General features: G+C 69.9%; 10 protein-coding genes. 3 read left to right on the forward strand and 7 right to left on the reverse strand.

The annotated features are described in order from the left end of the window. Positions 1 to 37: 37 nt before the first annotated feature. The 7 genes from ACWV17_RS10970 to ACWV17_RS11000 form a co-directional block, all read right to left on the reverse strand. Positions 38 to 928: an SDR family oxidoreductase gene (locus ACWV17_RS10970; RefSeq protein WP_455359490.1), complete on the reverse strand. Its 891-nt coding sequence runs from the start codon at positions 926 to 928 to the stop codon at positions 38 to 40. A 162-nt stretch (positions 929 to 1090) separates the two neighbouring features. Next, complete coding sequence (locus ACWV17_RS10975; protein WP_455359491.1) at positions 1091 to 2224, reverse strand: aromatic ring-hydroxylating oxygenase subunit alpha; 1134 nt, start codon at positions 2222 to 2224, stop codon at positions 1091 to 1093. A 25-nt stretch (positions 2225 to 2249) separates the two neighbouring features. Continuing rightward, positions 2250 to 3395: an N-methyl-L-tryptophan oxidase gene (gene solA / locus ACWV17_RS10980; protein WP_455359492.1), complete on the reverse strand. Its 1146-nt coding sequence runs from the start codon at positions 3393 to 3395 to the stop codon at positions 2250 to 2252. A 77-nt stretch (positions 3396 to 3472) separates the two neighbouring features. Continuing rightward, a complete protein-coding gene (locus tag ACWV17_RS10985; RefSeq protein WP_455359493.1) occupies positions 3473 to 5923 on the reverse strand; it encodes a GcvT family protein in 2451 nt (816 codons plus the stop codon). Positions 5924 to 5988: 65 nt separating this feature from the next. Then, complete coding sequence (locus tag ACWV17_RS10990; RefSeq protein WP_455359494.1) at positions 5989 to 6618, reverse strand: MBL fold metallo-hydrolase; 630 nt, start codon at positions 6616 to 6618, stop codon at positions 5989 to 5991. Beyond that, a complete protein-coding gene (locus ACWV17_RS10995) occupies positions 6615 to 7700 on the reverse strand; it encodes an S-(hydroxymethyl)mycothiol dehydrogenase (protein ID WP_455359495.1) in 1086 nt (361 codons plus the stop codon). Before ACWV17_RS10995 ends, ACWV17_RS10990 begins: the two co-directional genes overlap by 4 nt. Positions 7701 to 8047: 347 nt before the next feature. Further along, complete coding sequence (locus tag ACWV17_RS11000) at positions 8048 to 10342, reverse strand: FdhF/YdeP family oxidoreductase (RefSeq protein WP_455359496.1); 2295 nt, start codon at positions 10340 to 10342, stop codon at positions 8048 to 8050. A 329-nt stretch (positions 10343 to 10671) separates the two neighbouring features. On the opposite strand from ACWV17_RS11000, the gene ACWV17_RS11005 reads away from it, so the two are divergent. From ACWV17_RS11005 to glyA, 3 genes are all read left to right on the forward strand, one after another. Next, positions 10672 to 10992, forward strand: a complete 321-nt coding sequence (locus ACWV17_RS11005; protein ID WP_455359497.1) for a bifunctional 3-phenylpropionate/cinnamic acid dioxygenase ferredoxin subunit — start codon at positions 10672 to 10674, stop codon at positions 10990 to 10992. Then, positions 10989 to 12170: an NAD(P)/FAD-dependent oxidoreductase gene (locus ACWV17_RS11010; RefSeq protein ID WP_455359498.1), complete on the forward strand. Its 1182-nt coding sequence runs from the start codon at positions 10989 to 10991 to the stop codon at positions 12168 to 12170. Before ACWV17_RS11005 ends, ACWV17_RS11010 begins: the two co-directional genes overlap by 4 nt. A 139-nt stretch (positions 12171 to 12309) precedes the next feature. Then, entirely contained in the window at positions 12310 to 13569 is a 1260-nt protein-coding gene (glyA, locus tag ACWV17_RS11015) for a serine hydroxymethyltransferase (protein WP_455351842.1), read from the forward strand. Positions 13570 to 13673 lie beyond the last annotated feature (104 nt).

The following is a 13673-nucleotide window of genomic DNA, read 5'->3' on the forward strand; positions in this document are numbered from 1 at the left end:
CAGGCCCTCGGATGCAGCGTGCCGCGCTCTCACCCGGTCAGCGGTCGGCCGAACCGGTGTGCTTGAGGGCCGCCCGGCCACCGGCTCCGAGAAGCCCAGTGGCTTCGAAGGCCTCTGATGAAGCGAGCCGCGGGAGCTCCCGCCGCGAGAGCATCGTGACCACGGGCGGCATGGCGGCGCGCACGAACTGGGCGGCGCGCAGCCAGGAGGGCGTGTAGACGGCCGGTCGCCGCCGTTCGATCGCTGAGACCAGCCGCCCAGCGACGTACGCGGCCGGATACACCTTGCGGGCGGGCGGCGGCATGTGACCGCGTAGTTCCCGCAGGACCGGATGCTCGTCGGCGTCGCGGACCATGTCGGTGTCGGTCCAGTTGATGTAGGCGATGCCGACCCCGACGTGCCGGTGAGCCAGTTCTGCGCACAGCGAGTGGGCGAACGACTCCACTCCGGCCTTCGAAGCGCAGTAGGCGCTCATCATGGGCGCCGCGGCGATGGACGCCAGGGAGGCGACCTGGAGGAAGTACCCCTGGGTGTCGAGCAGGGCGGGGAGGAAGGACCGGGCGGTGATGGCGCTGCCGATCAGGTTCACCTCAATCACCCGCCGCCATGTCTCCGGGTCCGATTCCGCGAACGGGCCGCCTTCTGCCACCCCTGCATTGGCGACCACTACGGACGGGGCCCCGAGGCGCTCACGGACCTCCTCGGCGACCCGGGCCATGCCGACGTCGTCCGTGATGTCGACCTCCCAGCACCACGACTCGCCTGGAAGGGAGTCCCGGACCTGGGCCAGCGTCTGTTCCTCCTTGCCCAGCAGTGCCACTTTGGCGCCCCGATCGGCGAGTTGCCTGGCCATGGCCTCACCCAGGCCGCGGGCAGCTCCCGTCACGACAGCAGTCCTGCCGCGCAGCGGGCTCGTCCCATATGACATCGAATGCCTCCTTGGTCACGCTCCGCGCTTCACCACGGTAGGCCGGGGCGACGCAACGTTCGACTCACGCTTGCGGGCCGGTCAGTCCCCCCACAGACAGGCCCCGTCCATCTGCCGGAGGGGCCGCGCGGCAGGTGGACGGGGGTATCGGAGCGGGACGGGTCAGTGGGCGGATGTTGCGCCGAGCTTGTCCTGCAGCCAGGTGTGGAAGCCGCCGATGTGGTGCTCGCTGGGTACGAGAACCCCGCCGTGGGCGTAGGCGCGGGAGCTCATTGCCGGCTGGGTGCGCTCACAGGCGTCGAAGTCCTGTTGGTTCACCCGGTGGAAGAGCTCCACCGAGCGGTCCACGTCCTTGCCGCTGTCCACGACGTGCGGCAGGTACAGCCAGTCGCATTCCACCACCGTGCGGTCGGCCGCCATGGGGTACATCCGGTGGAAGATCACGTGGTCCGGCACCAGGTTGATGAAGACCTGCGGCTGGACGGTGATCGCGTAGTACCGGCGGTCCTGGTCCTCGGACACGGTGGGGATACGGTCCAGGCCCTCGCCGCCGTCGACGGTGAAGCCCCTGACCTCCTCGCCGAACTCGGCGCCGTGGCCGACGTAGTACTGCGCGGCGTAGCCGTCCGCGAACTCGGGGAGCACCTCGGTGAGTTCGGGGTGGATGGTGGCGCAGTGGTAGCACTCCATGAAGTTCTCGATGATGAGCTTCCAGTTGGCCTTTACGTCGTAGGTGATCCGCCGGCCCACCTGGAGGTCGTCGATCCGGTAGTTCTCGATCGCCTCGGCGCTGCCCAGCCGCTCGATGACCGCACCGATCACGTCCTCCTCGAAGGACGGCGGGTTCTCGGCGAGGCACACCCACACGTAGCCCAGCCACTCACGGACGTGGACGTTGATCAGGCCGTAGGCGACCCGGTCGATGTCCGGCATCGACGTCAGGTTGGGGGCGGCGACGAGCTTGCCGTCCAGACCGTAGGTCCAGGCGTGGTAGGGGCACTGGAAGGCGCGCTTGACCTCGCCGGACTCCTCGGTGCAGAGCTTGGCGCCGCGGTGCCGGCAGATGTTCAGGAACGCCCGGATGGAGCCGTCCCGGGAGCGGGAGACGAGCACGCTCTCCCGTCCCACCTGGTAGGTGCGGAACTGGCCCGGCTTGGCCAGTTCGGGGGAGCGGGCCACACAGAACCACATGGCCTCGAAGACGCGCTCCTGCTCGAGGGCGAAGATGCCGGGGTCGGTGTAGTGGTCCCCGGGCAGCGTGGAGATCAGGCTGACGGGGAGGTTTGTCATGGTCATCGTGTCACCTTGGATTCAGAAGACGTCAGACGCGCACACGGCGAGGGTCGAACAGGGCGATGGGATGCTCAGTGCTGCCTTCGGTGGCCAGGTCGGCGAGAATCTCGCCGATCACCGGGACGAACTTGAACCCGTGGCCGGAGAATCCGCAGGCCACCGTCACCTGCGGGTGCTCGGGGTGCTGGGAGAGGACGAAGTGCTCGTCCGGGGTGTTGGAGTACATGCAGGCCGCGGCCTTGAGGTAGCGGCCGGGCAGGGTGGGGATGCGCGGGCGCAGGTACCCCTGCATGGCCGTGATCTCCTCGGGGTGGATCCGGCGGTCGAGGGCGTCCGGATCGCTGGGCACGCCCTTGCGGAAGAAGGCGACCTTGGCGCCGCCCTCGGGGCCGTCGAGGGCGGGGAAACCGTAGATCTGCGTGCCGTCCGGGTCTTCCCAGATGTAGACGGGGTGCCGGTCGGAGGTGAACGGGCCGGTTCCGCCTTCGGGCTGGAACCAGTACATGACCTGCCGCTCGATGCGGACCGGCACGCCAAGGCCGGAGAGGAGCTTCGGAGCCCAGGCCCCAGGGGCGATGACCAGCCGGTCTGCCGTGTAACTGCCTCGCTCGGTGGCGACCCAGACCCGGCCCGAGTCCTCGGCCTCCCAGGCGACGACGGGCTCCTCGAAGTGGAGCTCCGCGCCAAGAGCGCCGGCCAGGTCCAGGTGGGCCGAGACGGTCGTCTCCGGCCGGGCCAGGCCGGCCTTGCGCTCGTAGAAGGCGACGTCCTCGGCGGCCGGGTTGAAGGTGGGGAAGCGCCGCCGGATGCCGGCGGCGTCGAGGACCTCATGGTCCAGCCCCCACTGCTGTGCGCTGCGCAGGGTGCCGGAGAACGCCAGGCTGTGCTCACGCCCGATCATCAGCGCGCCGGTCTCGGTGAACACCTCACGGCCGGAGTCGACGCCCAGCTTGTCCCACAGCTCGTGGGCGCGCAGCAGCAGCGGTACGTACGCGGGGTCCTCGAAGTAGGCCTGGCGGTAGATACGGGAACCGCCGTGGCTGGAGCCGAGGTTGTGAGCGGGGCCGAAGCGCTCCAGGCCGAGCACCCGCTGCCCGCGGGCGGCGAGGTGGTAGGCGGCCGCGCTGCCCATTCCGCCCAGGCCGACGACGATCACGTCGTACGAAGGGGGCATGTCCATCTCCTGAGTCAGTCGCTCATGAATTCACGAGGGTTGCGTTGCGATGTGATGTGAGGAGTGCGGTGGCCCGGTCAGCGCCGGATGCGGGACATCTCCGGGTCGAAGAGCGGCTCGGCAGCGGTGAGGGCCGGCACCTTGGCGCCGAAGTACTCGATTTCCACCGGCGTGCCGGGGGCGGAGTGTTCGGCGGGGAGCCAGGCGTAGGCGATCGGAGCGCCGACGGAGTAGCCGTAGGCGGCGCTGGTCACGTAACCCACGGGCCGGCCGCCGGCGTACACCGGTTCCTTGCCCATCACCACGGCCTGCTGGTCCTGGATCACCAGGCAGGTGAGCCGGCGGGTGACCGTCTCGTCGCTGACGCCCGCCAGGGAGGACAGACCGACGAACTGCTCCTTGCTCTTGCGGACGGAGAAGCCGACGCCCGCCTCGTAGGGGTTGTGCTCCGTGGTCATGTCGGTGCCCCAGGACCGGTAGCCCTTCTCCAGCCGCAGGCTGTTGAAGGCGCTGCGCCCGGCGGCGATGACCCCCAGCTCCTGCCCGGCCTCCCACAGCGTGTCCCACAGCTTGGCGCCCAGGTCGGCCGTGGTGTAGATCTCCCAGCCGAGCTCACCCACGTAACTCAGCCGCATCGCGGTTACCGGGACATCGCCGATGCAGGCCTGCTTCGCCTTGAAGTAGCCGAAGCCCTTGTGGGAGAAGTCGGTGTCGGTGAGCGGTTGCACCAGGTCACGGGCGCGCGGACCCCACACGCCCAGGCAGCAGGTGCCGGCGGTGATGTCCCGCACCTGGACCGAGCCTTCGTCCGGCAGGTGCCGGGTGAGCCAGTCGAGGTCGAGGTTGCTGTTGGCGCCGATCTGGAACCGGTCGGTGTCCAGGCGGGCGATGGTCAGGTCGCTTCGGATGCCGCCGGCCTCGTCGAGCAGCAGGGTGTAGGTCACCGAGCCGACCGGCTTGTCCAGCTGATTGGTGGTCAGCGCCTGGAGGAAGGACAGGGCATGCGGGCCGGTGACCTCCAGCCGCTTCAGCGGCGTCATGTCGTACAGGGCGACGCGCTCGCGGGTGACCAGGGCCTCGGCGCCGGCGACCGGCGACCAGAACCGGCCGGCCCAGGCGTTGCGGTCCGCGATCCCGGCCACCTCGGGCAGAGCGGCGTTGGCCTCGTACCAGTGCGGCCGTTCCCAGCCGGCGCCCTCCAGGAACACCGCGCCGAGCTCCGCCTGGCGGCTGTGGAAGGGGCTGACCCGCAGCAGGCGCGGCGCCTCCATCGGCTGCAGCGGGTGCAGGATGTCGTACACCTCGACGAAGTTCTGGCAGCTGCGCTCGCGCACATAGGACGGGGCCAGCTGAATCTCCTCGAAGCGGTTGATGTCGCATTCGTGGACGTCGGTGCGGGGCCGGCCCTCGACCAGCCACTCGGCCATGGCCCTGGCCACGCCGGCCGAATGGGTGACCCACACCGCTTCCGCCAGCCAGAACCCCTGCACCTGCGACGACTCGCCCATCAGAGGCATGCCGTCGGGGGTGAAGGAGAAGACGCCGTTGAAGCCCTCCTCGACCTTGGCGTCGGCCAGCGACGGCAGCAGGGCGACCGTATCGGCCCAGGCGCCCTCGAAGTCCGCCTCGGTGAAGTCCAGCATCGAGGGCATCACCGCGGCGTCGGACGGGTGGGCGACGTCCTCGAGCGGGACAGGCATCGGCCGATGCGCGTAGGACCCGATGCCGATCCGGTCGACCAGCTCGCGGTAGTACAGGTTGGCGTCCTGGTTGCGCAGGATCGGCAGCGACGCCTCGGTGAGCTCGTCATTGCGTCCGGCGAGCACCGGGACCGCGGTGGTCTCCGCGTACTGGTGGGCCAACGGCACCAGCGGCACGCTCTGCCCGACCATGCGCCCGATCCTCGGTCCCCAGAAACCGGCACAGGAGACGACGACGTCGGCCGCGAACGTCCCCTGGTCGGTGACCACCGCGCTGACCCGGCCCGCCGTGGTTTCGATCCCGGTCACCGTGTGGTGGGCGTGGAACCGCGCCCCGCGTGCCATCGCCGACCGGGCCTGCGCCTCGCCCGCCCGCAGAGCGTTGGCCAGGCCGTCGCTCGGGATGTGGAATCCGCCGAGGATCCGCTCCGGGTCCACCAGCGGGTGCAGGGCGACCGACTCATCCGGCGTCAGCAGCCGGCTCTCCACCCCCCAGGAGGTGAGCCAGCCGTGCCGACGCTTGATTTCCGCCAGGCGCTCGGGGCTGGTGGCCACCTCCAGGCCGCCGACCTGACGGAAGCACCACCGCCCGTCCAGGCTCAGCTTGCTGTACTTCTCGACCGTGTAGCCGGCGAACTCGGTCATGGTCTTGGACGCGTTGGTCTGGAAGACCAGACCGGGTGCGTGGGAGCTGGAACCGCCGGTGGTGAAGAGCGGGCCCTGCTCGAGGACGGTGACGTCCGTCCATCCGCGCTCGGTCAGTTCGTCGCTGAGCGCGCAGCCGACGATGCCGGCACCGATGATGACCACCTTGGGCTGTGCCGCCATGGGCTTCCTCCATCTCGCCTTGTCGCTGTGATCTGTGGTCTGTGATGTGTGCGGCTGCCGGGAGTTCAGTGCCCCCGGGCGATCCAGGCGTTGAGCTGGGGGGCCTCGGTGCCGATCGAGGTGTCGCTGCCGTGGCCGGTGTGCACCGTGGTGTCGGCGGGGAGATCCAGCAGCTGGTCGCGGATCGAGTGGATGATGGTGGGGAAGTCCGAGTACGAGCGGCCGGTGGCGCCGGGTCCGCCCTGGAAGAGGGTGTCGCCGGAGAACAGGACCCCCAGCTCCGGCGCGTACAGGCAGACCGCGCCGGGAGAGTGCCCGGGAGTATGCAGTACGTGCAGCTCGACCCCGGCGACGGTGAGCACCTCGCCGTCGCTCAGCGCCCGGTCGGGCTCCCGCCGGGGGTGGACTGCCTTCCACAGCACCGTGTCGGCCGGGTGGAGCAGTACGGGCGCTCCGGTGCGGGCGGCGAGTGCCGGGGCTGCGTTGACGTGGTCGTTGTGGGCGTGCGTGCAGACGATGGCGACCAGCCGGCGGTCCCCGACGGCGGCGGCGATCGCCGCGTCGTCGTGGGCGGCGTCGATCACCAGGACCTCGTCGTCGTCGCCGACCAGCCAGACGTTGTTCTCCACCTCCCAGCTGCCGCCGTCCAGCTGGAAGGATCCGGAGGTGACCAGGTGCTCGATCCGGGCGGTCACAGGAGGACCACCGAGCGGAGTACCTCGCCGCGGTGCATCTTCTCGAATGCCTGCTCCACGTCGTCCAGGGTGATTTTCTCGCTGACGAAGCCGGCCAGGTCGAAACGGCCCTGCAGGTAGAGGTCGATCAGGGCGGGGAAGTCACGGGCGGGCAGGCAGTCGCCGTACCAGGAGGACTTCAGCGCTCCGCCACGCCCGAAGACGTCCAGCAGGGGCAGGTCAACGGTCAACTCCGGGGTGGGGACGCCGACCAGGACGACGGTGCCGGCCAGATCGCGGGCGTAGAAGGCCTGCTTGTAGGTCTCGGGACGGCCCACCGCGTCCACGACGACGTCGGCGCCGAAGCCGCCGGTGAGGGCGCGGATGGCCTCGACCGCGTCGGTCTGGGACGAGTTGACGGTGTCGGTGGCGCCGAACTTCTCGGCCCACTCCAGTTTCCGCTCGTCGACGTCAACGGCGATGATCTGGGCGGCGCCGGCCACCTTCGCCCCGGCGATGGCGGCCATGCCCACGCCGCCGCAGCCGATCACCGCGATCGAGTCGCCCCGGCCCACGCCGCCGGTGTTGACCGCGGCGCCGAACCCGGCCATCACGCCGCAGCCGAGCAGACCCGCCGCGGCGGCCGAGGCGGTCGAAGCCACCTTGGTGCACTGGCCGGCGGCGACCAGGGTCTTCTCGGCGAAAGCGCCGATGCCCAGGGCCGGGGAGAGCGGGGTGCCGTCGGCCAGCGTCATCGGCTGGGAGGCATTGTGGGTGTTGAAGCAGTACCAGGGACGGCCACGCTTGCAGGACCGGCACTGGCCGCACACCGCCCGCCAGTTGAGGACGACGAAGTCGCCGGGTGCGACCTCGGTGACGCCCTCACCGACCGCCTCGACCACGCCGGCGGCCTCGTGGCCGAGCAGGAACGGGAACTCGTCGTTGATCCCGCCCTCGCGGTAGTGCAGATCGGTGTGGCAGACGCCGCAGGCCTGCACCTGCACCAGCACCTCGCCCGGGCCGGGATCGGGCACCAGGATGGTCTCCACCGAGACCGGAGCGCCCTTCTTCAGGGCGACAACGGCGCGCACCTCATGTGTCACTGTCGAGCTCCTCGCTGAGGGGTTGACCGAACACGACCTTCGGCCAGTTGGTCTGAATGACGCGGATGCCGGACCGGTCCGCTGGAACGGCCGGCGAAGGCGAACCGCTGAAACTGTTCGGCGAGTGTTCCGTGCCGGCGACGGGCCGTCAGAGCTGTGCCGGGGGCCGAGTCGATGGCCCGTCGCTTCCTCGCTTGTTTCGCATTGTGCAGAGCGATTCGCTATGGGCAACAGTTTGCTGGCTGGGTGGCCACTGTCAAGGGGTCCGTCCACACCCGGGCGCATGACACGCAGGGAAAAGGGGCCCCGTCAGGTCGTGCGTCACGGCCGGACGGGGCTCTCGCGCGTCAGGGACTCGGTTCCAGCCGGACCACGACGGACTTGGAGGTGGGGGTGTTGCTGATCGCCGCCGTGGAGTCCAGGGGCACCAGGACGTTGGTCTCCGGGAAGTAGGCGGCGCAGCAACCGCGGGGCGTGGGGTACGCAACGGTACGGAAGCCCGGGGCCCTACGCTCCACCCCGTCCTCGTACTCGCTGACGATGTCGACCAGGTCTCCCGCGGCGAGTCCTCGTTCCGCGAGGTCGTCCGGGTGCAGGAAGAGCACTCTGCGGCCTTGCTGGATGCCGCGGTAGCGGTCGTCCAGGCCGTAGATGGTGGTGTTGTACTGGTCGTGGGAGCGGAGGGTCTGCAGCAGCAGCCGGCGCTTCGGGACGCGCAGTACCTCCAGCGGGTTGACGGTGAAGTTGGCCCGGCCGGTCGCGGTGGTGAAGCGGCGCTCGTCGCGGGGCGGGTGCGGGAGCGCGAAGCCGCCCGGCCCGCGCACTCGTGTGTTGAACTGCTCAAAGCCGGGGATCACGCGCTCGATCCGATCGCGGATGCGGTCGTAGTCGGCTTCGAATTCCTCCCACGGCACCTGGTGCCCGGCGTCCCCGAGTGCGGCCCGAGCCATCCGGCAGATGATCGCGGCTTCGCCGAGCAGGTGGCCGGAGGCGGGGGCGAGCCGCCCCCGCGAGAGGTGCACCATGCCCATGGAGTCCTCCACCGTCACCAGCTGGGGTCCCGTAGGGCGCAGGTCGGCCTCGGTGCGGCCCAGGCAGGGCAGGATGAGTGCCTGCTCGCCGGCGATGGCGTGCGACCGGTTGAGCTTGGTGGAGATCTGCACGGTGAGCCGGCAGCTGCGCAGCGCTCGCTCGGTCAGCTCGGTGTCGGGGGCGGCGGAAACGAAGTTGCCGCCCAGTGCGACGAAGACCCGTATCCGCTCGTCGCGCATGGCGCGAATGGTGTCGACCGCATCGTTGCCGTGGTGGCGCGGCGGCGCGAAGCCGAACTCGGTGCCGAGCGCATCGAGGAAGTCGTCGTCCGGCTTCTCGTAGATGCCCATGGTCCGGTCACCCTGCACGTTCGAGTGCCCGCGCACCGGGCACACCCCGGCGCCCGGGCGGCCGATGCTGCCGCCCAGCAGCAGGAAGTTGACGACCTCGCGGATGGTGGGCACCGAGTGGCGGTGCTGGGTCAGGCCCATCGCCCAGCAGACGACGATCTTCTCGGCGGCGAGCACCTCGCGGAACGCGGACCGGATCTGCTCCTCGGGCAGCCCGGTGGCCTCCAGGATGTCGTCCCAGGAGACCTTGCGGGCCTGCTGGGCGAACTCCTGGAACCCGTGGGTGTTGCGGGCGATGAAGGAGGCGTCGAGGACGGTGCCGGGGGCGTCGTCCTCGGCCTCCAGCAGCAGCAGGTTGAACGCCTGGAACAGCGCCTGGTCACCGCCCAGCCTGATCTGCAGGAACAGGTCGGCGAGTTGGGTGCCGCCGCTGAGGACACCCGAGGGCCGCTGGGGGTTCTTGAACCGCAGTAGTCCGGCTTCGGGCAGCGGGTTGACCGCGATGATGCGGCCGCCGCGCTTCTTGGCCTGCTCCAGCGCCGAGAGCATCCGGGGGTGGTTGGTGCCGGGGTTCTGCCCGACGACGAGGATCAGATCGGCCTGGTGGAGGTCGTCCAGGTGGACGCTGCCTTTGCCGATCCCGATGGTCTCCACCAGGGCCGAGCCGCTGGACTCGTGGCACATGTTGGAGCAGTCCGGCAGGTTGTTGGTGCCGAACATCCGGACGAAGAGCTGGTAGACGAAGGCGGCTTCGTTGCTCGCCCGGCCGGAGGTGTAGAACGCCGCCTGGTCGGGGGAGTCGAGCGCGGCCAGTTCCCGGGCGACCACGGCGAACGCGTCCTCCCAGGAGATCTCGCGGTAGCGGTCGCTGCCCGCCGGCCGGTACATCGGGTGGGTCAGGCGCCCTTGCTGCCCGAGCCAGTAGTCGCTGCGGCAGGCGAGCTCCTCGAGGGTGTGCGTGGCGAAGAACTCCGGAGTGACCCGGCGCAGGGTGGCCTCCTCGGCCACCGCCTTCGCCCCGTTCTCGCAGAACTCGGCGCGGTGCCTGTGCTCCGGCTCCGGCCAGGCGCAGCCGGGGCAGTCGAAGCCCTTCTCCTGGTTGACCTGGAGCAGGGTGAGCAGGCTGCGGCGGGTGCCCATCTGCGCGTGGGCGTGGCGGAGCGAGGAGGTGACAGCCGGGATCCCGGCGGCGTAGTCCTTCGGCGGGCCTACCCGCAGACGGGCGTCGTCGGGATCCTCGGCAGGTGCCTTGCGGGTCATTGATGGCGCTCCGCGGTGTGTGTTGCGTATTGAGGCAAGCATCTCGCTATATGCAACAGAAAATCTTGGCGTCGCTTCCCTGTCAAGACCAGTGCCGTGTTCGCATGCTGTTGCTCATGGCGCAACATTGTGCACGGATGGGCTGCTTGCCGAGATCCCTCTTGACAACCTTTCCGAGGCGGAGAAGCATGTTGCGCATAACGAATCCAGTTGCGTATTTAGATACAGCTACATGGTTCGCTTCCGTCACCGTCGCGATGCCCCTACGGGCCTTGCTGCCCGGCCGACGGCTCCCACCCTGTCGGGCACCCGCAACCTGGAGGTACCCCATGATCACGGTGTGCCGGATCGAAGACCTGCCACCCGGAGAGTCCATCCGTGTCACCGACGGCGTCCCCGCCCCCGTCGCACTCTTCAACGCGGACGGCATGGTGTACGCCATCGACGACACCTGCACCCACCAGGACGCTTCGCTGGCGGACGGGTGGCTGGAGGGCTGCTTCGTGGAGTGCCCGCTGCACGCGGCCTCCTTCGACCTGCGCACGGGCCGCCCGGCCTGCCTGCCGGCCAAGGACCCGGTGCGTACCCACCAAGTCACGGTGGACAACGGCCACATCATGCTCCACGTCACCGTGGGGGAGCCGGCATGAGGACGATCACTGTCGTCGGAGCCTCGCTGGCGGGCCTGAGTACGGTCCGGGCGCTTCGCGCAGAGGGCTATGACGGCGCCATCACCGTCGTAGGGGAAGAACGCCACGAGCCCTACGACCGCCCGCCGTTGTCCAAGGACTTCCTCAAGGGCGACGTCGACGCCGACGCGCTTTCGCTCGGCGACGTGGACGAGTACGAGGATCTGGCGGTGCAGTGGCTGCTCGGTGAACGCGCGGTCCGCCTCGACTCCGCGGCCCGGACCGTAACCCTGGCCGGCGGCCGGGAGCTGCGCACCGACGCGGTGGTCGTGGCGACCGGCGCCAGTGCCCGGACGATTCCCGGCACGGACGGGCTGGCCGGCATCCACACCCTGCGCACCCTGGACGACGCCCAGGCCCTGCGTGCGGACCTGCTGAACGGCCTGCCCCGCGTCGTCGTCATCGGCGCCGGCTTCATCGGCGCCGAGGTGGCCTCCACCGCTCACCGGCTCGGCCTGCAGGTCACCGTCGTCGAGGCGCTCGAGGTACCGCTCGAACGCGCGCTGGGCCGCGAGATGGGACTGGTGTGTTCCGCGCTCCACACCGACCACGGGGTTCGCCTGTTGTGCGGAACCAGCGTGGCCGGATTCACCGGGAACGGCCGGGTCACCGGGGTGCGGCTGGCGGACGGGCGCGTGCTGCCCGCCGATGTCGTACTCGTCGGGGTGGGCGTGCGGCCCGCCACCGACTGGCTCGCCGGTTCGGGCGTGTCCGTGGAGGACGGGGTGGTGTGCGACGCGGGATGCGCCTCCAGTGTTCCTGGCGTGGTGGCCGTCGGTGACGTCGCCCGTTGCCCCAACCCGTTCACCGGCCGGCATGCCCGTATCGAGCACTGGACCAGTGCCACCGAGCAGGCGAAGACCGCGGCCCGCACCCTGCTGTCCGGTGCGCCGGGTCCTGCCCCGGCCGCTGCGCCGTACTTCTGGTCCGACCAGTACCGGGTACGTATCCAACTCGCCGGGCACGTCGGCCCCGGCGACCGGCCCGAGCTTGTCGAGGGCGACCTCGACAGCCGCTCCTTCGCCGCTGTCTACCGGCGCGACGGCGACCCTGTCGCCGTGCTCGCCATGAATCAGCCGAAGCTCTTCAACCGGCTCCGCCGCACACTCACCCCCGTCGCGGCGGCCACCGCCTCGTGAGCGCCGCCCCACATCTCGCTCCGGGCCCATGGGAGACCGCGATGACCGTTCCGCAGCACCTGCGTGACACCTGGGATCACGAGTGGCCGGCCGTCGAGGTCAACGCCGCGCACTGCGCCCACACACCAGGAGGCCACCTGTGACCGTTCTTCACCAGTCCCTGCACACTCTCGATCCCGAGATCGCCGCCGCGGTCGATGCCGAGCTCCACCGTCAGCAGTCCACCCTCGAGATGATCGCTTCGGAGAACTTCGCTCCGGTCGCGGTCATGGAGGCCCAGGGCTCCGTTCTGACGAACAAGTACGCCGAGGGCTACCCCGGCCGCCGCTACTACGGCGGCTGCGAGCACGTCGACGTGGTCGAGCAGATCGCGATCGACCGCATCAAGGCGCTGTTCGGCGCCGAGCACGCCAATGTCCAGCCCCACTCGGGCGCCCAGGCCAACGCGGCGGCGATGTTCGCGCTGCTCAAGCCGGGCGACACGATCATGGGTCTGAACCTGGCCCACGGCGGGCACCTGACCCACGGCATGAAGATCAACTTCTCCGGCAAGCTCTACAACGTGGTCGCCTACCACGTCGAGGAGACCACCGGACAGGTCGACATGGCCGAGGTCGAACGGCTGGCCAAGGAGTCCCGGCCGAAGCTGATCGTCGCCGGCTGGTCCGCCTACCCGCGCCGGCTGGACTTCGCCGCCTTCCGCCGGATCGCCGACGAGGTCGGCGCCTACCTGATGGTGGACATGGCCCACTTCGCCGGCCTGGTGGCCGCGGGCCTGCACCCCAACCCGGTACCGCACGCCCACGTGGTCACCACCACCACCCACAAGACCCTCGGCGGCCCGCGCGGCGGCGTGATCCTCTCCACCCAGGAACTGGCCAAGAAGATCAACTCCGCGGTCTTCCCCGGCCAGCAGGGCGGCCCCCTGGAGCACGTCATCGCGGCCAAGGCGGTCTCCTTCAAGGTCGCCGCGTCCGACGAGTTCAAGGAGCGCCAGCAGCGCACCCTGGACGGCGCCCGGATCCTCGCCGAGCGCCTGGTGCAGCCCGACGTCACCGAGCACGGCGTCTCCGTCCTGACCGGCGGCACGGACGTCCACCTGGTACTGGTCGACCTGCGCAACTCCGAGCTGGACGGCCAGCAGGCCGAGGACCGGCTGCACGAGCTGGGCATCACGGTCAACCGCAACGCCATCCCGAACGACCCCCGGCCGCCGATGGTCACCTCCGGCCTGCGGATCGGCACGCCGGCCCTGGCCACCCGCGGATTCGGCACCGAGGACTTCACCGAGGTCGCCGACATCATCGCCGAGGCGCTCAAGCCGTCATACGACAGCACCTCCCTCAAGGCCCGCGTCACGGCCCTCGCCGCCAAGCACCCGCTGTACGGGCAGGTGTGAACCACTGGGGTCAACCACTGCGTTGGGCCGGCGCCGGCTCCCGTTTCGGGGGCCGGCGGCGCAGAACGCACCCTGCCCCAACCCGTCCCGTCACGCACACATCC

Source organism: Streptomyces mabaensis (genome assembly GCF_053763515.1).